The following is a 22024-nucleotide window of genomic DNA, read 5'->3' as shown; positions in this document are numbered from 1 at the left end:
TGTACAATTAATTTTTTGTTACTTTAAGCAAACCCTCTTTTAGCCCATAAAACAAGCTTTTTACGCCAATTGATAGAGATTTATTACTGAATAAAGTGAATTTCGCCATTCTTCAGAGATGTTAGAAGATTCATTTTTACCCCGTGTAGCAAAATCTCTGATCAACTTAAACGCACGCATCCCAATGAAAAAAGCGACTGCGATAAATATCACCTTTACAATATTTAGCCCAATAAGAGAATTTCCCTTTTCTTCAGTTATTTTATCTGAAATACCCATAACATTTTTCCTTTTTACCGGAAAAAAACTATCCCTTTCCTGTACCCGCATAGCAATAAAAATATCTTGTTGATACCTTTCTCTCCAAAGACTCCAAGAATTTCCATCATTTGTAAAAAATAAAAAGTGATTGCTATTAAAACACATAGTAGGCGATTTTTAGACATTTATTTCCCCTTTCTTGTGATTTAAAAGTAAAAATTGTAAACCATCTTTTAAAAAGAGAAATACCCAATAAAAATGGTTATTATTGAGTAATGACAATTCATAATATAATATTTATAAGTATAAATAAAGATAAAATAATAAAAATAAACTCTAAAAACTCTCTCCAAAAGCCTTTCTAATATGTTATTCTACGATATTATATAAAATGGATTACATTATGAAATGATAATATTAGGGAAATAATTGGATATAAAACCACTGCATAGTAACTAATAAATGAGAAAATATTTATTAGTTACTATGAAGATATATTATTATTTACCCTATTCTTATATAAAAAAACTCATCATTAGGTCTCTCTTAAATTCAACAATAAATATCATTTCAGTTCTAATTGAGGAAAAATTGTTTTTGGTAAAACAGATAATAAAGCCCCTTCGCTTACAAGTATATGTGCTTGATGAAGATCTAGAGCCATATAGCGATCTTCCTTAAGAGACGCAATATTCTTGCGTAAATATTCCATAACAGACTGCAAAAGAATACTTGTTTTTAAAGGAGCACGATATTCAATTCCTTGTGCTGCAATAAGTGTTTCAATGCCAATAATCGTAAAAAGGTTTTCACTCATTACTAATAACCGACGAGCACCATGGCAAGCCATTGAAACATGATCTTCTTGATTAGCTGAAGTTGGCGTTGAATCAACGGAAGCTGGATGAGCCATTTGCTTATTTTCAGACATTAAAGCTGCTGCTGTTACTTCAGCGATCATAAAACCTGAATTAAGACCTGCATTGTGTGCTAAAAAAGCTGGAAGACCACAAGAAACTGCTGGATCAACCATAAGAGCAATACGCCGTTGAGAAATAGATCCTATTTCACATAAAGCAAGAGCGATTTGATCAGCAGCAAATGCTACAGGCTCAGCGTGAAAATTCCCACCGGAGACAACCTCACCATTCCTTAAAATCAAAGGATTGTCTGTAACAGCATTTGCTTCAATAATCAGTGTTTTTGCAGCCGCTAGCAAAATATCAAAACATGCTCCCATAACTTGTGGCTGGCAACGTATACAATAAGGATCTTGGACACGCTCATCACCCCGTAAATGTGCTGCACGAATTTCTGAATCCTCTACAAGCTCTTCTAATGTTTTCGATACAGCAATCTGCCCATAATGGCCTCGTAAAATATGGATATCAGAATGAAATGGCGCCGTTGACCCCATGATAGCATCTGTCGTCAAAGCCCCTGCCAACAATCCACCACATAATGCCCGATAAGCTCGAAAAAGTCCAGCAAGGGCCAGTGCTGTTGATGCCTGAGTCCCGTTAATAAGAGCGAGACCTTCCTTTGCCGCTAAAATAATAGGGGACAATCCTGCTTTTTCTAACGCAAGCGCTCCACTCATACGAATATTTTGAAAAAACGCTTCTCCCTCTCCCATCATAACAGCCGCCATGTGAGCAAGTGGAGCAAGATCACCTGAAGCACCAACAGATCCTTTTTCTGGGATAACAGGAATGACGCCCTTTGCAAGCATATTTTCCAGCAAATTGACCAATTCTAGACGAACCCCAGAAGCCCCTCTTCCTAAAGAGATAAGCTTTAAGCTCATCATCAAACGCACAATATTCTCAGCTAAAGGATCTCCTACCCCACAACAATGCGACAAAATAAGATTTCTCTGTAAAACAGCGACATTATCTGCATCAATTTTAACGGAAGCTAACTTCCCAAAACCAGTATTAATACCATACACAGGCTCACTTCCAGCAGCAATTTCAGCAATGCGCTGTGCTCCTTTCTCAATCGCTAAATGCGTATCATTACAAAGTTTACTGATTTCACCATTAAAATAAATAGTTTCAAGTTCGCTAAGCGTTACCCCGCCCGGTTTTAGTATAATCGTCATAATTTTCTTTCTTTTTTAATTAAAGTACAATGCTAACATTATTGCCCCTTCTATAAAACCAAAAACTATAACGTTTCTTTGAAAGAAGAATAATTTAACAAAATATTCCTTACGATAAAGTTATTGCCCAAAGAACTGTTAACGACAAATACAATAAAGACTGTAGATTTTAAAAAATAGATAATATATTGATGTATAATAATATGGTGTTATTTATATTGAATTCAGAGATCTGAATATCGCAAGATTCTCTTAGTTTAAATCTGTGTATTTAAATCAATGAAAACCATTTGCTTGTACGTTATAAGCAAAACTGATGTATGGATAAAATTGTATAAAAAAAGAACGAAAAAAGCTTATAAAACATTTCAAGTGCCAAAGGCTAGCGTAACAGTAAAAACTAGAAGAAATTTTATGATACCAACGAGCACTTTTATTAAGTATAAAAATGGGAACCTTAATGGGTTTATCATTCAACAATTCCTACTGGGTTTATAAAAGAGTTTACACAAGCCATCATGGGTATAAAAAATTAAACTCCCCCTTGAAGATAAAGCAAAACGCACAATAGAACTCTATAAAAAATAAAAATGCCTTATATAATGTATTTCTATTTTTCTTTTCTATTATATTGGATCTGATTTTAGAGTTAATTTCAAAGCTAGTTTTTTTAGATTCTTCAAAAATACTTTTTCTCAAGCTTCTACAGATTTTTTTAAAGCTCTTTACCCTTTTTACAACCCAATTCTACTCGTGATAATTTTTTTAATTTTTCCTGTCAAAGTCTCTTTTAACAAAACACTCATTTTATGGCAAAAATAGATATAAAAACAATAGGTTATCCTTGTATTCTTATTTAACTCCATATCTTCCTTAATACAGAAACGACTATCACACTACAACTTTTAAAGGTATACTAAATCAAAATTCAGAAATAAAGTAATTCGAATATATCTTTTAATGATTGCAGATAAAACTTTTTTGCGAGATTTTCAAACCATACTAAATATCCAAAGCATCTCAAATGCTTCAAAAAAATCGCAATCTTTTCCCTTCCTCTACCTTACCACATTCATTCAAACTAAAAATAAAAAGGCCTTGGATAACTTTAAAAAACCTTATCATCATCACAAAATCTATCTTCAAAAAACCAATAGAATTACAAAAATTTTCTGAAGAAAATAATTGAAGAATCTTAATCTAAATAAAATGAACTGTTTAAATGATCAAAAAGTTTAACAATATGTTTCCATAAAAAATTTAATATAGTTTAACCGTATTAATAAGATTCTACTCAACATAGCTTCTCTTTGCCAAAAGCTTATTAGAATTAAATTGAATAAATATTTTTAAAGCTAAAAGAGTTATAGCTTTTCCTGAAAACATACATATTGCAAATGCTTTAAAACAGATTGAATACCCAAAAAATAAAAGACTAAGGTGCAACCTAGATATTCTATGGTTGCCTATAAATGTTTTTATTTAAAATCAATTCTCTTGTGCATTTTGATTAAATCATGCTGTAACAAAGAAATATACGGACTTAATACTTCCTCCTCTCACAGCTTGTCACTAAAACAAAAAAGATGAGAGACAAAAGCATAGGTACACAATTATAAAAACCTTTATCAACTCTTTTGCCGACTCTACCAAAAGCCACAGTCAATGATGATTTTTCAGTAATTTTTTTAAATACATCGACATCAAAAGCTATGACGCAGTCTAATCAAATATTGCTTAGGAACATACACGTATATACTGATGAACGATACTCTTCAAAGTCATTTATCATCAAATATACAAGAATTATTTACTATTTTGCGCTTTTCTTAACTCTGTAATCAGAACACCACCAATGCCTCAATTATCTGTCTCCACTTCATTAGTACCGGTAGAGAAGTGGATCAAAATAACCAAGTAAAAAATTTGTTATGAATGCCATAGCGATAATAAGCGCACGCATCGTGATAGCTGCACCCAATAATATAAAAATATCTTTCCAATTCTTCCAAACGAAAAAAACATACTCCCACAACCAAACAGCCACCATAACTAAACAGCCACCATAACTAAATAGCCACCATAGTTAGCACTGGCTATATAAGAAAATAGAAAACATAAGCGCGCCCCATCCCTCAGACCACAATAACCATACAAAACACAGTAATTTTAAAATAATTCAAAGCTTCATGATGATCCTTTCCCCCTTACCCTCATCTCCTTAACTGCTAATCCCCTTCCATAGGCATTCTCTTTCATTATAACAATGTTTATCTTTAGAGAAGAAAAGAAGACCGCTTGAGCTAACAGAGCAACATATTAGCGACTTATCGTCAACATTAATGGATGCGTTAAACCTCTTTTATTTGTTTTATACTTTAATATATAGAAAAAAATCTTACATTTTTTTATTATAATAATATAATTTTTACATATATAAAATAATATATTATAATATTAAAAATAAAACAAAACATTCCTTTGAATATATTCAAACCTATAGCAAATAAATTTAGCAAACATCTCTACAACTCAAATACCTCAAACGGGTAGATACTCAATATACCTAGAATATCATAGACTAAAATTTTATCATTTTTTCTTTGGATCATCACCTATTTTTATTTAAAAGTTACGATTGAACTGTATAAATATTCTTTAAAACAACATTTACTTCGAGATCTCCTACGAAGAATAAAATTCTTTATTATCTCACTTAATTCAAAAGCGTATGTAAAACTATCCTTGTGTTTACTAACTTAAAAAAGATACTGTATGCCATATCTCGTATACATAGCAAAATGGCCTTTGTATAATAAAGGAACTTTAATCTAATATAGACTTTATTTTAATCTCAACAGTGATACGTAAAAATGCATGTCAAAAGCTATAGCCCAAATTAATGAATGGTATCAAAACTTACTTCTGAACTATTGAGAAATAGATGTTGTTTACACAATTATATCTTTCCAGTACAAAGAAAATGAAAATTTAGGGGTTCTCCTATGATTAATAGTATTTATTGCGTCGGATACAACTATTTAGAACACGCTTATGAACTTGGCAATGTCGTCGAAGATGAGCCCGTTATCTTTAGCAAACCCTATAGTTCACTCATCTTAGGAAATCAAATTGAGCTCCCTAATTTTTCTAAAGAAACCCATTTCGAAACTGAAATTGTGCTCAGAATCTCAAAGGACACCTTTATGGTTGATGAGATAGAAGCTGAAAAATGCTACGATGCCGTAGCAATAGGTCTTGATCTAACTGCCAGAGATTTACAAACAAAATTAAAAGAAAAAAAGCTTCCTTGGCTTTTGTCTAAAGGATTTAAAGGAGCCGCATACGTTTCTAACTTCATAAACAAGGAAAAAATAAATGATCCAATAACCTTCGAAATGAAGCTGAATGGTGAAACAAGGCAACTTGGTAATACGAGAAATATGATCTTTAGCTTTGAGAAAATAATTTCTTTTTTGAGCAGCTACATTCAATTAAAGAGTGGAGATATCATATATACAGGAACACCACAAGGTGTGGGTAAACTTTCCCCATTTGATGAAATAGAATTATATCTTGAAGATAGATTAATTTCAGAAATAAAGGTGAATTAAATCATCAAATACTACCTTACCTTATATTGCATTCTGTTATTTGGGATAAACATATACTTTTATAAGTTATAAGAAGAACATTATTATTTCTATAACAACGCAAGACGATAAAAAACTAAAAATTCATGCAATATATTTTTTTAGCAATGAGTTTATATTAAAAAAAATTAAAATACTTTTTACTGAGAAAATATATCCTATATAATACATAAAATAGCTGTGGAGATATTTTTATGTTTAATTTACAAATTGCTTCAACCGTATTTTCTTATCCTGCAATTAAAATGTTAAGACAATTTTCAATCGCACTTTTCTTGGTGTTTTTAATACCATTTTTAAGTGGCTGCGGATTTAATACAATACCAACAAATGAAGAAAAAGCACAAGCTGCATGGAGTGAAGTGCTCAATCAGTATCAACGCCGTACAGATCTCATTCCCAATCTTGTGGAAACAGTTAAAGCTTATGCAGCCCATGAACAAGCTGTTTTTACAGATGTCATTGAAGCGCGTGCCAAAGCAACGCAAGTCAATATTAATGCTGATATGTTGAATAATCCGGAAGTAATAAAGCAATATCTCAACAACCAAGCCAATTTATCAAGTGCACTTTCTCGGCTTATGGCAGTTGTCGAAAACTATCCAGATCTTAAAGCAAACCAGAACTTTCTTGCTCTTCAATCACAGCTAGAAGGAACTGAAAATCGTATCTCCGTTGCACGCCGTGATTATATCGAAACAGTCCGAGCCTATAATACAGCACTCAAAACAATGCCAACAATGATTTGGGCTAAATTATGGTTTCGTGATGCTAAACCTATGCCAACTTTTACCATCGATACGGAGAACCAACAAACACCAAAGGTTAATTTTAATTAATGAAGTTATTTCAATACTCCATAAAACGTCATATTTTTCTACGTTTATGGATCCCTTTGAGCATTCTCTATCTGATCATCTCATTTTGTGATGTCACTTACGCACACACGAAGTTTCCTCGCTTAACTGGCTATATCAACGATATGGCTCATTTACTCGATCATACAACAAAAAGAAATTTAACGGAAAAGCTTACAGCTCTCGAGGAAAAAACAGGAGATCAAATTGTTCTTGTAACCCTCCCTACTCTTTCAGGCAATGATATAGAGACATACAGTAATTCCCTTTTTCGTACATGGAAGTTAGGTCAAAAACAGATCAATAACGGCGTATTAATCGTCATTGCCCCCAATGAACGTGAAGCACGTATTGAAGTAGGCTATGGTCTGGAAGGAGAATTAACAGATGCCATTTCCTCTGTTATCATTAATAGCTTTATGATTCCTAATTTTCGTGAAGGAAATTATCAAAGAGGAATTGTCGAAGCCATTCATGCAATTATAAAAGTGATTACACACAGTGATGCTGAGTTTTCTTTTCGAATCAATCAAAAAGCTAAAGTTATTGAAGAACAACGTAAACAAGCTGAAAAAGAAGAAATGATTATAAATACAATCATGTTTCTCATTCTCTTTATCATCTTTGGTTTGCCCCTTCTTGCTATGATTTTTGGTAAGAAAGTAGGTCCACGAAAGTATCTTTGGATGGGGTTTATCTTCACACCTTGGTTTCTAAATTTAAATGCAAGCAGTAGAGGCTATGGCGGAATCTTTGGTGGACATTCAGGAGGGGGAGGATTTAGAGGTGGTGGTGGATCATCAGGTGGTGGTGGTGCAACAGGAAAATGGTAAAATAAATATAATAAATTTTTAAATAAAATTCATTGCACTTCTTATCAATTGTCTCTTAATCTTACTTCTTGTTATTTTTTAAAGTTATAATACAAACTCAAATATTAAGATAAATATTGCCAATGACATTTGAATTGAAACATAGCAATCGTAATCACTTATCACATCATTTTAATGCAATTCTAGGAAATCCACCCGTTGAATGGAAAATAAGTGATGATTTGGTCGAATATCCTGAAGCGCTGCGTTATATGGAAGAGCGTGTAGAAAAAATTCTTGCAAAAACTGCCCATGAACAAGTTTGGCTTCTTGAACACCCTTCCCTTTATACAGCGGGTACGAGTGCAGATAAAAAGGATCTTTTATCACCTCATTTATTCCCTGTATATGAAGCAGGACGTGGGGGTGAATTTACATATCATGGTCCAGGACAGCGTATTGCTTATATTATGCTTGACCTTAAACGCCGAAAACAAGACATCCGTGCTTTCATTAGTGCTTTAGAAGAATGGATCATACGGATGCTTGCAAACTTTAATATTAAAGGGGAACGCAGAGAAGATCGCGTTGGTGTCTGGGTTAGACAGTCTCATTATCCATCAAAACAAAAGGGGCTTTCTTCCGAAGATAAAATTGCAGCTATTGGTATTCGCGTGCGTAAATGGATAAGTTTTCATGGCGTCTCTATCAATGTTAATCCTAATTTAGCGCATTATTCAGGGATTGTTCCTTGTGGAATTGCAAATCACGGTATAACCAGCTTTCTTGATTTAGGGTGTTCTGTAACAATGCATGATATTGATATTGCTCTCAAACAGGCTTTTGAACAAATTTTTGGTCCAACAATTGATGTTTCCTAAGTTCATTGATTTTTAAATAAAAAGCAGGCATAAAACTTATTTTAATGAAGATTATATTTATGAGGTAGATAGTTAAACGCTATGAGCGATAACAACAAGGATCTTTTTAGTATTTTAAATAAAGCCCAATCTCGGGTAAATACAAAAGAAAGCACTCTACAATCTCCAACGAAATCAAAAGCAATGATTTCAAAAAAAAGTGCAAAAAATACACAAGAAGACGACTATAATGCCCTCTCTATTCGAGTGCTTGAGGGTTTAGAGCCTGTACGTTTACGCCCTGGAATGTATATTGGTGGAACAGACAGTAAAGCACTTCATCATTTATTTGCCGAAATTATCGATAATGCGATGGATGAAGCTGTCGCAGGTTATGCAGACTCTATTGAGGTCTCATTAGAGAGAAACGGTTATATAACCGTTACAGATAATGGACGCGGCATTCCTGTTGAAAATCATCCTCAAATGCCGGATAAATCTACTCTTGAGGTTATTATGACACAACTCCACTCAGGAGGAAAATTTGATGGAAAAGCTTACCAAACCGCAGGTGGACTTCATGGTGTAGGAATTTCTGTTGTCAATGCTCTTTCAGATGATATGGAAGTTGAAGTAGCACGAGAACGAAGGCTTTATCGACAACGCTTTTCACGGGGGATTCCTCAATCTGAATTGGAAGATTTGGGGGATATTTATAATCGCCGTGGTACACGCGTTCGTTTTCATCCTGACCATGAAATTTTTGGTGAAAAAGCAACTTTTGATCCAGAAAAAATTTATAAGATGGCGCGCTCCAAAGCCTATCTTTTTGGCGGCGTAAAAATTCGCTGGACTTGTGATCCCGACATACTTGAAGGCGTCAAAAATATTCCTGAAAAAGCGGTTTTTCATTTTCCCAATGGGTTGAAAGATTATTTACTTTCATCACTAAAAGATGAATATCGCGTAACGTCAGAAATTTTTTCTGGCAAAACACAACAAAGTAATGGCCATGGATCGGTTGAATGGGCCATAGCTTGGCATGGCGGTGATCCTTGTGTTCAGTCTTACTGCAATACTATTCCTACCGGAGAAGGGGGAACGCATGAGACAGGACTGCGTCAAGCTCTTTTGCGTGGATTGAAGTCCTACGCTGAGTTAATAGGAAACAAGCGCGCAGCAATCATTACATCTGACGATATTATGATTTCAACAGTCGCAATACTTTCAGTTTTCATCAAAAATCCTGAATTCGTTGGCCAAACAAAAGATCGATTAGCAACCATTGAAGCGCAACGTATGGTTGAGAATGCAATCCGTGATCCTTTTGATCATTGGTTAGCAAATTCCCCTCAAGAAGCAACAAAACTTCTCGATTGGGTTGTTGAACGTGCTGAAGAACGCGTGAAACGACGCCAAGATAGAGAAATAAGTCGAAAAACAGCTGTCCGTAAACTACGCCTACCCGGAAACTTGCAGATTGTAGCCAAAACCATGCTGCTGGCGCTGAGTTATTCATTGTTGAAGGGGATTCTGCGGGAGGATCAGCCAAACAAGCAAGAAATAGAGCAAATCAAGCAATTTTACCTCTTCGTGGAAAAATCCTCAATGTTGCCAGTGCTGCCCATGAAAAAATGAACTCAAGCCAAACAATTAGCGATCTTATCCTTGCTCTTGGCTGTGGAACACGCTCTAAATATCGTGAAAAAGATCTCAGATATGAACGTATTATCATCATGACAGATGCTGATGTTGATGGTGCTCATATTGCATCATTGCTCATTACCTTCTTTTTCCAAGAAATGCCTGACCTTATTCATCAAGGACATTTATATCTCGCCGTCCCTCCTCTTTATAGAATATCACAAGGAGGAAAAGTTGCTTATGCACGCGATGATATCCATAAGGATGAACTGCTCAAAACTGAATTTACGGGAAAAGCTAAAATTGAAATCGGGCGTTTTAAAGGACTGGGTGAAATGCGTGCGGAACAACTTAAAGAAACGACGATGCATCCTCAAAAGCGTACATTGCTGCGTGTTTCTATTGATGCCGTGGAAATACAAGAAACAAAAAAAACTGTAGAAAGTCTTATGGGAACAAAAGCAGAAGCACGATTTCGTTTCATACAAGAAAACTCTACTTTTGCTTCTAATTTAGACATTTAAGAGTATTTCTTAAACCACTGCAGCAGCGTCAATCACGCGCAGCTGCGGATTAATGGTTCCATTCCAATAATTCAAACTAAGATGACCCGCTAAATGAATTATTTCCCCAATATTTCTCGACAGAAAATCACCAAGCGCTGTCCCTACAGCACGAAAAGCTATCCCTTGTAGTTTTTTACCTTCCACATTGGATACAATGAGGCGAAGATGTCCTTTACCAACTTCAGATAGATTCATTAATCGATGAGAAGGTAAAACAAAAACAGGTGTTGTATTCCCTGTCCCAAAAGGCCCCGCTTTTTCAAGCAACTCAAATAGTTCTTGATTGACACCAGAAGCAGAAAGAGAACCGTCTATACTAAGAGACTTTTTTGCGTGTAATTGTGAAACCATTCCAGCAACTTTGTCTTCTAGCCATTTTCGAAAAACTTCAATTTTTGTTGATTGAATTGTAATTCCCGCTGCCATAGCATGTCCCCCTCCTTTTTCTAATAAATTAAGTGTAACAGCTTCACGAACGAGTGCGCCTAAATCTATGCCATTAATTGAGCGTCCCGACCCCACACCCCTTCCATCTTCTTTCAAAGCAATAGCAAAAACAGGACAAAAAAAACGCTCTTTGAGGCGAGACGCAAGAATACCAATAATCCCCGGATGCCACTCTTTATGAGAAATAACAAGTGATAAGGGTGTTTCTTGATCTTGATAAAGAGAGGCAATATAAGATTCTGCTTGTGCTAATTGAATATTCTCCATTTCTTGGCGTTCTTTATTAAGCTGATCTAATTGTTCTGCTATTGTGTCCGCTTTATCTTTATTCTCACAGCTCAGCAAACGTGCTCCCAAAGCTTGATCGCCAATACGCCCTCCTGCATTAATTCTAGGACCTAATAAAAAACCTAAATGAAAACTATTCAGTGGCTCCCCTATCCGCGCTACCTTTGTTAAAGCTGCTATCCCTAGATTGTGCATAGAACGAGCAACTTGAAGTCCTTTTACCACAAAAGCGCGATTAACACCCTGTAACGGAACGACATCACATATGGTTGCCAAAGCAACAAGATCAAGCATACTGAGAAGCTCAGGAAGCCCCCCTTTGAATTGTTTTTTCCGCAGCAAACGATGAACCCACGCTAACGTAATAAAGACAACGCCTGCTGCACACAAATGCCCTTGTCCAGAAAAATCATCAGGACGATTAGGATTGACAAGAGCAACGGCTTCTTGATGAACCTCTGACATTTGATGATGATCTAAAATCACCACATCAGCACCTGCAAGCCTTGCTGCTCTTACGGCATCTGGACTGTTTGAGCCACAATCAACAGTAATAATTAAACGAGCACCTTCTTGAACGAGCATTCTCATGGCCTGTTCATTCGGCCCATAACCTTCAACAATACGATCAGGAATATAAATTTTGACTTCAAGCCCAAAATAACGAAAAAATCGCGCTATGAGTGCTGATGAACAGGCACCATCCACATCATAATCACCAAAAACTGCAACCTGTTCTTGATTGAAAATAGCCTTTACGATGCGCTCTGCTGCACATTGCATATCGATAAAACTTTCTGGATCAGGCATGAGTGTACGCAGTGTTGGATTAATAAAGGCAACCGCTTCAGCTTCATCAACATCTCTTGCTGAAAGGACTCGCGCTAACTGATCTGGAAAACCAAACTTTTGAGCAATAGCGCGCGCGTTATTGCTCCCTTGAATATCAAGAGCATCTAACCAAGCCTGACCACAAGCAGAAGATTCAACATTGAGAAAATAACGAGACGACTGCATCAGTATTCATTTTATAATGAAGATCGATAAAATACAACCATGCGTTAAAGACAAAATAGCCTTTTGCAACATTCATCTTAAATTTAATCGGCATGCTTAACACCTTTACCTTATATAAGGTTCAGGTCTGCGATATTCGCGAATCTTCGCTGCAACTTGTCCACATTATTCATAAGCTTATTTAATGAGGTATCATAATACCGCTATTATAAAATACTGTTTTATAAAGTTTTTATTTTCTCTTGACGTTAAACAAAAGACATTATATCAGAGCAGACAAGATGCGTTAAATATTTTCGCTGTGATAACAATTTTCAACGCAAACAATCAAAATGCCCTCATAGTACACTCATAGTGCAAGGGTTTTAATAAAGGATACTTCTATGGCAACTTTTTCACAAAAGCCAACTGAAGTGGTAAAAAAATGGGTTATTATTGACGCAGAAAACCTTGTTTTAGGTCGTCTTGCCACATTCGTTGCAAACCGCTTACGTGGTAAACATAAAGCTACATTTACACCACATGTTGATGATGGTGACAACGTTATTATCATCAATGCTGATAAAATAGCTCTTACCGGCAAAAAATATACGGATAAAAAATATTATTGGCATACCGGCTATATTGGTGGAATCAAAGAACGTACAGCACGCCAACTTCTTGAAGGACGCTTTCCCGAACGCGTTGTTGAAAAAGCTGTAGAACGCATGATTCCACGTGGTCCCCTTGGTCGCCGTCAATTGAAGAATCTCCGTGTTTATGCTGGAAACCAACATCCACATGAAGCACAGCAGCCCGAATCTCTTGACGTTAGTGCTTTAAACCGCAAAAACAAAAGGATTGCTTGATTATGGCTGAAATTAATTCTCTTGCTGAGCTTAGTGTCGTAACAAATATTGTGGAAGCTCATGAAAATGTCACTCCTGTCCATGTGCAAAAGCTTGATTCACAAGGGCGTGCCTATGCAACAGGAAAACGTAAAGACGCTGTCGCCCGTGTATGGATTAAACCAGGTTCTGGAAAAATTACCATTAACAACAAGGAATTTGACAAATATTTTGCGCGCCCTGTTTTAAGAATGATTCTTCGTCAACCAATTGTTGCAACAAATAGAGATACCCAATTTGATATTATTGCAACCGTTGCAGGTGGAGGTCTTTCTGGACAAGCAGGTGCAGTACGCCATGGTATTTCCAAAGCTTTAACTTATTACGAACCAGAACTTCGCTCAATTTTGAAAAAAGGGGGGTTTCTTACCCGCGATAGCCGTGTTGTTGAACGTAAAAAATACGGTAAAGCAAAAGCGCGTCGTTCTTTCCAATTTTCAAAACGTTAATTTCAATTTTTGTACAATATTTTATGCAATGTACAGAGCCCCGTGTTTTCATCGGGGCTTTTTTCTTCTTGCTAAAACAGAGTTTTAGATGAATGTAGAAAAAACTATACCAACGATAAGAAAACAAGAATGCAAAACAACTACTTATCTTAAGACAAAGCTAAGAAGAATAGACCCCAAAAAATCAAAACTTCATTTTAATTTTTAAAGTCTGTTTTGGGAACCTAAATATACCAACGCGCTAAAGCACAAGAATGTTTTATATTATAACCTTAGCAATCTCATAGACTCTTCGATGTTTTTTCCATCATTGCTTGACAAAACTTTAGTCCACAAAATGTTTTACCATTGTAATAAAATGAGGAACGGAAATGGGCTTTGACATATATTCTTCACATCCACTGGCACGAATTCGTTCTTCATCCCCCTTCATAGCAAAGGCTGTTACAGCAACAACAGGGATTGACCTCAATTCCTCATCTTCTTTTAATTGTTTAATAACATCTATTCCCGAGACCTCTGGCAACTGAATATCCACAAGGATAAGAGATGGCATCGATGAACGCGCCAAATCTAATGCCATAAGACCGTTACGTGTTTCAACGGTTTCATAGCCACTCGCTTCTACAAGATCACGGAATAACTTCATATTAAGCTCATTATCTTCCACGATCATGACTTTTTTTGACATTCGTACAACTCCACCCTTCTCAGATAAAATAGAGAAATAGAAATGAATCTATATTCTCTTTGCTTAAGATAAAATGATAAAAAAAATTGTAAACTACAAAGAGACTAAAAGCTTCCAATAAAAGTATTTTTTGCAAATATTTGTAAGACGTATCACTATGCTTTTTGGGTTCATCAAAATGAAATTCACAATAACAGTAAGATTGTATTACCCTGTATTTTTTGAATGGATACGCACTGTTTATGGATATCTCAATAAAGCATCTGCATTTCATCATAAAAAAATATAAACCACAAACGAGCTCAAATGCATATTTTGAAAAGAAAAAATTAAGTAACCTTAAAAAGCAACTGATTATTTAAATTTAATGCACTCTATACTGCCATCTCGAAGACAATATCTTAAGGATATAAAAGGATAAATTTATCAATATCATTCAGATTGTAAAATAAATAAACCGTGATTTAACATCACGGCTTATTTAATAAAAACATTCAATAATAGAACAACTTAAAATTCATCAAGGATTACATAGCCCATACACTATGAGTAGCAGCATCAAACACTTTTCCACTGCTACTTCTTGTAGCATCAGGCGGCTTTCTAGTAAAGAAATATACACAATATGCAAAAAAACCAAAAAGCGCTGCCTCCATCCCCATTAAAAGCGCAACCTTTTGGATATTTTTCTCAGCACTTTGTCCTTCAAATTGGCTCATAATCATATTAACAGCTTTAGTAACTCTATTTTCTTGTGTCATGACAGAAATGAAACCAGTATTCTGAAATCCATCATTTAAAGAATTGGCATTAACACAAAAAACCTGTGAAAAAAAAATAGCCATTGCAACAATATACAATATACAATGATTAAATACTTTCATCATAAACACCTATATAATACTTAACAAAATAAATTTTATTTACTTCTCATTTAAACAAAAAATCACATCACCTATCGATAATGTCTCTTTATTTTCTGACAAGAAGAATATAACATAAAATTTTAATTGATAACTTTATTTTAAGTATCATTTTATGTTATAAAATATTTATAATAAATACAATGCATATTTATGTAATTTGTAAATTATTTATTTTGTGTTTTTAACATAAAAAGATAAATATTTTTAAAGCTTATAGAAAAGTTAAAAAATATTTTATTGGAATATTCTAACACAATATTTTCCCTTTATGATAGATTGAGAAGAAATAGCTAAACGAGTAGAAGTTAGCGTAAGCACAAGAAACAGCTTAGTCCTTTGACTGAAAAGACTAAACGAGGTGAAATAAGAAAGAGTATTAATGAACACGCTAACTTTAATTCATAAAGAAATCGTTCTACATTTCAATGATCTTATAGCCATTCACTTCTAAAAAATCACAGAATAACTTCAATTTAAGTTTATTATCTTTCACGATCATAGCTTTTTAACATTAATATAATGCCACACTTTAAGAAAAATAAAAGAAATATATATTCTTTCTAAACAAAACAAATGATAAAAAACTATATATGCCAAATGAATTATTTTATAATAATAGTCAAAAAAGGTATTCTAAGCTACAGAATTAAAGCTTGATAGCCCTATCAATAAATACAAAACAGCAAACCGTGATTTAAAATCACAGTTTAGTAATACGAAAAACTCAAGAACAAGATAATTTAAAGTTTATAAGAAAATATTCTTTTAATTATTAAAAGCCCATACGCTTTGAGAAAAAGCAGTAAATGCTCTTTTGGTTTGGTAATGGGTTGGGGACTTTCTAGTAAAGAAAGTATATTAGATATGCTACTAGCCTCCAAACTGCTCCATCTCCCTATTAAACTCGCTCCTTTTGGGACATTTTCTTCATTGCTTTGTTCTAAGAATTGACTCACAATCGCCTTAGCAGTTTTAATAACTTTATTTTCTTTTATTTTATGTACTAAGGAAATTCCTATTACTGAGCCGTATAAAATCCAAAATATGATAAACACCTAAAACAGCCGAACCACTGAGTGGCCCTTTTCCAACTTACAGAAGGCCATTTACGCCCTTGTCATAACCATCCACATCACAACTTGTCAGAGTGAAATCAACTTAATCAATATGAACGACTACTTAAATCATGCGATGAGCTTGAAATACCCATTTTATTCTACTTTATTTAAGGCATTATAGTGATATAATTAAAGTATTTATGATACGTTTTAGATAATTATAAAATATAAATTTAAAATAACATCAATAAAAACATTATATATGATATAAGTAATAATACTGTTAAAATATGATATAATAAAATCTCTTTTTCTTAATAAACTCAAATGAGTTATTCGCAAAAGAAATGACTATTCTTCTATTGGTTTACAAAAAATACTAGAAATATATTTATTTTGTTATTGAACTCAGTTACGTTGTCATTGTCATACCTCGACCTAATTTAGCTTATCCTTTTGTTTTTCAAGTAATTATTAACTAAATCATCCCCTTTCAGCCTGCTAAAATTCTCTATATAATCTTTATCGTGCTAATTGCTATCATGGTGTTTAGTGGAGCTTTTAACACTCTATAGAGTTACTTAAGCGTTTTTATTCAGTTAAGTTTCTGGCTGTTTAAGCAAGAAATCATCCTACGTAATAATATATCCAATATGCCAACAAAATTTGTACTATTTTATTATAACGACGCTCGATACATGTAGAAATTAGCCATCTTTGATAATTTTCTAGCACTATAACCGCAAAAAAATAAATTCGGCTCGTATTGTAAAGTGCTAGTGGTATCACCTTACCATTGCTTTTATCATCAAGCTTCCATCTAAAATTAAGTAGATTAAATCTCTAATTTCTGTTTCATCCCCCTTATTAGTGGCTGTGAGAACATGCCAATATTATTCGTCAATATATCTCATAAAAAACACCTATGAACACAGATTTTACCTGTCTTATAGCACCAGCATCAATAACAATATTTTACGATATAATAGAATTAGTCATTCAATTTTCTTTATTTTTATGATCAGGCTGACTTTCATCTCATCCCCCTAATCCGTTAAATTTACGAATTGTTTTTTTATAGATTATGAAAGTCATGGCAATGGAAAGAAAAGTGCTCAACAAAAGATAGCTGATATACCACTCATTTTTACCAAGCAACAGGGACACAGGCAAGGAAGCAGAAAAAACTAGAGGCAGCAAAAACAGCAGCCATTTCACAAAATTTAAGGGATAAATTGCTATGGGAATAAAGGAAAGTTGGTAAAGCATTGCATGAAAATAGGCAACGGGCATCTTACGACTGGTGATGAATGTTATAAAGTTGAACATCATAAAAAAACATAAATTGACGATAAAGACACAAAAAATTGCAACGAGAAAGAAAAGCCATTTCAGCTTTATCTCTGACATATCCGGTAGCGAGACAAAGAGAAAAGCACTCACACAAACAATAAAGAGCTTGATCAGATAAAGAGGTTTGCACCAACCAAACAGCATTAACAGCCAAACTGAAATCGGCTTTGTCAGATAAATCTCAATTTCTCCCTCTGCAACTTTTTTAAAGAATGTTTCAATAGAAGTAGTAAAAATATTCAAAAATATCCCAAGTAAAATGAAGACAACAAAAATAAGATGAATTTCATCTCTACTATAGTTTCCAATGTTTCCTGAAAAAGAAGAGATTTTATCAATAAAGATGAATTGAATAAAATAATAGCACAGAGAAAGAATAAATGCTCCCGTGAAGTTTTTACTGTAAACAATTTGTCGATGCACATTCATACTGATAAAGTAAAAGATTTTTTTCACCTCATCCTCCCGCTCCATGATAGGCTTTCATTCCTTTCTTCCAAGCAATATGAATGAAGAATAAAAGACCCAAAATATAAAAAACACTGCCCACAATAAATTGCTGAAACACCTTCACATCATGCGTTGAAAAAAATTCAGCAGGAGCCGATATCGTGAAACGATAAGGATTAAACTGCATCAAGGGAATGAGCCATGTTGGCCAAAAAGATGGCGGTAGAAGAGTACCACCCAAAAGCGCAGAACTAAGAATACTAAAAGAGAGCAAGATATTGTATTCAATTACCCAGAAACTCAATAAGGCAATAGCAAAAGAAAGAAAAAAACACAGAAATTGTGAAAGAACAACAATGAAGAAGAACAATAGAAAAGCGATGACCAATCCTAAAATATTCTCAAAGGATAAACTAAGCTTTACAGCAAAAACAGCCAGTAAGGGCAAGACATAGAGCACACTTTCACCCAAAAAAGTAAACAGCATTTGTGTCATGTAACTGAATCGTTTGGTGAGATAGACTTCTAATTTCCCTTCTTTAACATGCTGAGAGAAAGATTGGATGATGCCATAACCATTATTTAAGCGTGAGAAAACTAGGGTAAAGGCATAGTAATATATCATATCATGAAAGCCAAAACCGTTTATGTTGTCGCGCGTATCAGAAAAAATGGCACTCCATAACAGAAGTTGAATGACAAAAGGCGATAGCGTTCCCATAACAACATCGATAAAAAACATTGTCCTGTCACTGAGGATCGTGAGCAATCCATTTTTGCCAAAGAGAAAGAGAGCAAAGCAATGATTAGAGAAATTCTTTAAATTTAACACGGAGCATCTCTTCAAGTGAGGGGGTGGATACAGAGAAGGGACAATTAAATTCTGTTGCAATTTCTCTTATAAAACGGGGAACATCGTCACGTAGGAGTGAAATCTCTAGGGTACATTTTTCATCATTAAAGTGTTTCTCTTTGAAAGGGATAGATAATTTTATTGCGAATTCATCAATATCTTTTATAAGCGTTGAAGCTGTTGGCAAATGTTCACAAAAAAGCGTTATTCTCACACTTGAGGGGATCATCTCTTTCAACGTATCAATATCGCCATGAAACTTCTTTTTTCCTTTATGCAAAAGAATAATATCATCGACATAACCATCGATGTCTCCCATATCATGACTGGTGATGATATATCCCATACCTTGCTCTTTTTTGAGTTTTTTAAGCAGCTCCCTGATTTCATGTTTAGACGTAATATCAAGACCAATCGTTGGCTCATCAAGAAACAATAATTGAGGTCTAAAAGACAAATTAAATGCTAATTCGCTTTTTACTCTCTCACCAAGGCTTAACATACGCACAGGCTTATCCATGATATGCTCAATGTTCAAGAGCTCAGTAATTTCTTTAAGATCGCGGTGAAAAGAATGCACTTCAAGATCATATAAAGGACGAACCATGTCCAAACTGTAGCGTAAAGGTAAATCCCACCATAAGCAATTTTTATGACCAAAGACAACTCCTAAAGACTTGAACAGATTTTTTTTGGCATTATAAGGATGAAGACCTAGGACTTTAACATCTCCCTCATCAGCAGCTTGTATGCCAGAAAGTATTTTAATCAATGTTGATTTGCCCGCTCCGTTGGGACCAACGATGGCGAGTGCTTGCCCTGAAAACAAGGTAAAACTGATCTCTTTCAGTACCTGATAATTTGAATAAGTAGGCCTAAAAAGAGAAACCACTTTGTTGGTAAAACCAATGGCACTGTTTATGCTGCGGTATGTTTTTGAGACGTTATGAACATCAATCAACAATGATCCCATCAGTCACTCCTCATTGCAACTTATCGCCTCTTGGAACATTTCCATAATCTTAAAAAATGTGTTTTCCCTCCTCAGAGCCATAAAACACACCAAACGCTTTCTATACAATTTTTAGTATAGCATATTTTTCAATATGATGAGTTCACTTCAATGAAGCGCTAAGATTCCAAAAACTTGTTTCTTCTTTTGTGAAAGATAATCTTTTAGATAAACTCAATAAGAAAAAGAATAATTGATCATTAAAAGGAAAATTTTGCTCATCAGTTCTCATTGTGTAAGCAAAGCTACAAACCATAAATCTATAAAAAATATATTAAATCACACCGATAATAGAACAAACTTTCTTGAAAATAAGATTTTTTAAGAAGCTGCTTTCCTTAAAAAATCTCGTAGAAGCCCTCAATTATTCCTCATAAAAAAATCAAAAACTATCCTTACTTTTTCAGTAAATATTCTTCAGATTTTATCTCATTGATCTCCCTCAACAGATACACCTCCCAATATATGGCTCCTGTAAATAATTCAAAGGAACAGATTCATAAGACAAGACTATTTGAAATACATTCTATACTAAAAATAACAATACAATCAATATGAAAAAAACTGTAGAAAGAAAGCTTATGAGATTTTAAAATTCATCGTTCAAAACCATAATTCTCTCATAGCCATTACTAAAATTCTCTTCAAACCATACCCTATCTATCTCAATCAAATTTATAGACAAAATTGATATCAATAAAAAAGAACAAATGAAATTTTTTATTCCGTTTCAGCATCACGCTCATTAAAAGACAAAAGATTAAAACTTTGAACCATATGAGGAGGTAAAGGAGCAACGATATCCAATATGCCTCCTGATGGATGAGGAATACGAATACGGCGTGCATGAAGGTGAAGACGGTTTTGAATTCCTCCTGGTAATGTCCAGTTACTATCAGAAAAAAAATACTTTGAATCGCCAATGATAGGATGATCTATATGGGCAGCATGCACACGAAGCTGATGTGTTCTCCCCGTATAAGGTTCCATTTCAAGCCATGAAAGAGCCCGCCCTCGCGCATCTAAAACGCGATAATAGGAAACCGCATGCTGTGAATCGGGTTCACCATGTTCACAAACACGCATTTTATCACCTTGTGCTGTTACATCTTTGACCATCCATGTTGAAATTTTGTTCTGCTTTTTTTTAGGAACACCTCGAACCAACGCCCAATAAGTCTTTTTTGTTTCCCGTGCTCTGAAAGCCGCTGTTAAGGCCTGCGCTGCCCCTCTTGAGCGTGCAACAATAAGTACGCCGGACGTCTCTCGATCAAGACGATGAACCAAACGCGGCTTTTCACCTTTTTTATTGCGCCATACTTCAAGCATACTGTCTATATGACGTGTTAAACCAGAACCTCCTTGTACAGCAAGACCTGCTGGTTTGTTAAAAACAAAAATCTTTGGATCTTCATATAGCAGCATTTTTTTCAAAACAACTCCATCATCCTGACCACGAAGTGTTTTATCCGTTATTGGAAGACTTGTCGTATCATCAAGAGGGAGAGGTGGAACACGAACAGACTGCCCCATACAAAGACGCGTATCGGCTTTGACACGTCCACCATCAACCCGTATCTGACCAGAACGCAACAATTTTTGCAAAGCTCCAAACCCAAGCCCTGGATAATAAGCTTTAAACCAACGGTCTAAACGCATTCCATCCTCGTCTGCCTCAACTTTTTTTATTTCTACACCTGCCATGAAAGTTCCCTTACCTAATAATTTTGGGACTGATAATTTTATTGATCTATTTTTGCGCCTTTATAAACGCAAAAATTCATATTTTTGTTGGCTTTATCACACCATATTACAATGAGTATCCAAAATTGCCTT

16 protein-coding genes and 2 pseudogenes are annotated in these 22024 nt (G+C 34.6%); 7 read left to right on the top strand and 11 right to left on the bottom strand.

Translation table 11 applies throughout. The annotated features are described in order from the left end of the window. Positions 1 to 60: 60 nt before the first annotated feature. Both AC6ER9_RS07800 and hutH read right to left on the bottom strand, forming a co-directional pair. Complete coding sequence (locus AC6ER9_RS07800; protein ID WP_497074178.1) at positions 61 to 279, bottom strand: hypothetical protein; 219 nt, start codon at positions 277 to 279, stop codon at positions 61 to 63. Positions 280 to 826: 547 nt separating this feature from the next. Further along, positions 827 to 2365 (bottom strand): histidine ammonia-lyase, encoded by a 1539-nt coding sequence (hutH, locus tag AC6ER9_RS07795; RefSeq protein WP_497074177.1) that lies wholly within the window; start codon positions 2363 to 2365, stop codon positions 827 to 829. 3005 nt (positions 2366 to 5370) lie between these two features. On the opposite strand from hutH, the gene AC6ER9_RS07790 reads away from it, so the two are divergent. From AC6ER9_RS07790 to parE, 5 genes and pseudogenes are all read left to right on the top strand, one after another. Continuing rightward, a complete protein-coding gene (locus tag AC6ER9_RS07790) occupies positions 5371 to 5979 on the top strand; it encodes a fumarylacetoacetate hydrolase family protein (protein ID WP_497074176.1) in 609 nt (202 codons plus the stop codon). A 233-nt stretch (positions 5980 to 6212) separates the two neighbouring features. Beyond that, positions 6213 to 6857 carry a LemA family protein gene (locus tag AC6ER9_RS07785; RefSeq protein ID WP_497074175.1) on the top strand — a complete coding sequence of 215 codons (645 nt, stop codon included), beginning with the start codon at positions 6213 to 6215 and terminating at the stop codon, positions 6855 to 6857. Next, the gene (locus AC6ER9_RS07780; protein ID WP_497074174.1) at positions 6857 to 7708 is read left to right on the top strand and encodes a TPM domain-containing protein; all 852 of its coding nucleotides are present in this window, start codon (positions 6857 to 6859) and stop codon (positions 7706 to 7708) included. Before AC6ER9_RS07785 ends, AC6ER9_RS07780 begins: the two co-directional genes overlap by 1 nt. A gap of 122 nt (positions 7709 to 7830) precedes the next feature. After that, positions 7831 to 8568 (top strand): lipoyl(octanoyl) transferase LipB, encoded by a 738-nt coding sequence (gene lipB / locus AC6ER9_RS07775; protein WP_497074173.1) that lies wholly within the window; start codon positions 7831 to 7833, stop codon positions 8566 to 8568. Positions 8569 to 8649: 81 nt separating this feature from the next. Then, positions 8650 to 10715, top strand: a pseudogene (parE, locus tag AC6ER9_RS07770) (DNA topoisomerase IV subunit B). 9 nt (positions 10716 to 10724) lie between these two features. Here parE and recJ read toward each other — a convergent pair. Together recJ and AC6ER9_RS07760 are read right to left on the bottom strand one after the other, a co-directional pair. Next, a complete protein-coding gene (gene recJ / locus AC6ER9_RS07765; protein WP_497074172.1) occupies positions 10725 to 12509 on the bottom strand; it encodes a single-stranded-DNA-specific exonuclease RecJ in 1785 nt (594 codons plus the stop codon). Between the two features lie 83 nt (positions 12510 to 12592). Next, a pseudogene (locus AC6ER9_RS07760) lies at positions 12593 to 12671 on the bottom strand (50S ribosomal protein L6); the annotation flags it as partial. A gap of 221 nt (positions 12672 to 12892) precedes the next feature. Between AC6ER9_RS07760 and rplM the strand changes: the two are divergent. Further along, positions 12893 to 13357: a 50S ribosomal protein L13 gene (gene rplM / locus AC6ER9_RS07755; protein ID WP_497074171.1), complete on the top strand. Its 465-nt coding sequence runs from the start codon at positions 12893 to 12895 to the stop codon at positions 13355 to 13357. 2 nt (positions 13358 to 13359) lie between these two features. Then, a complete protein-coding gene (gene rpsI / locus AC6ER9_RS07750; protein WP_497074170.1) occupies positions 13360 to 13845 on the top strand; it encodes a 30S ribosomal protein S9 in 486 nt (161 codons plus the stop codon). Positions 13846 to 14170: 325 nt separating this feature from the next. Here rpsI and AC6ER9_RS07745 read toward each other — a convergent pair whose 3' ends face one another. From AC6ER9_RS07745 to AC6ER9_RS07715, 7 genes are all read right to left on the bottom strand, one after another. Then, complete coding sequence (locus AC6ER9_RS07745) at positions 14171 to 14536, bottom strand: response regulator (protein ID WP_005773308.1); 366 nt, start codon at positions 14534 to 14536, stop codon at positions 14171 to 14173. Positions 14537 to 15063: 527 nt separating this feature from the next. After that, positions 15064 to 15423 carry a hypothetical protein gene (locus tag AC6ER9_RS07740; protein WP_497074169.1) on the bottom strand — a complete coding sequence of 120 codons (360 nt, stop codon included), beginning with the start codon at positions 15421 to 15423 and terminating at the stop codon, positions 15064 to 15066. A 779-nt stretch (positions 15424 to 16202) separates the two neighbouring features. Beyond that, positions 16203 to 16517, bottom strand: a complete 315-nt coding sequence (locus AC6ER9_RS07735) for a hypothetical protein (protein WP_497074168.1) — start codon at positions 16515 to 16517, stop codon at positions 16203 to 16205. A 1041-nt stretch (positions 16518 to 17558) separates the two neighbouring features. After that, on the bottom strand, positions 17559 to 18347 hold the full coding sequence (locus AC6ER9_RS07730; protein ID WP_497074167.1) for an ABC-2 family transporter protein: 789 nt from the start codon (positions 18345 to 18347) through the stop codon (positions 17559 to 17561). Beyond that, entirely contained in the window at positions 18331 to 19065 is a 735-nt protein-coding gene (locus AC6ER9_RS07725) for an ABC-2 transporter permease (RefSeq protein WP_497074166.1), read from the bottom strand. The genes AC6ER9_RS07730 and AC6ER9_RS07725 overlap by 17 nt, the downstream gene beginning before the upstream one ends. 64 nt (positions 19066 to 19129) lie before the next feature. Next, positions 19130 to 20149: an ATP-binding cassette domain-containing protein gene (locus AC6ER9_RS07720; protein WP_497074165.1), complete on the bottom strand. Its 1020-nt coding sequence runs from the start codon at positions 20147 to 20149 to the stop codon at positions 19130 to 19132. 759 nt (positions 20150 to 20908) lie between these two features. Beyond that, a complete protein-coding gene (locus AC6ER9_RS07715; protein ID WP_497074164.1) occupies positions 20909 to 21892 on the bottom strand; it encodes an RluA family pseudouridine synthase in 984 nt (327 codons plus the stop codon). Positions 21893 to 22024: the final 132 nt, after the last annotated feature.

The sequence above is a fragment of the Bartonella sp. SL317 genome (assembly GCF_059687655.1).
This window is presented reverse-complemented; position numbering and strand designations above follow the sequence as displayed.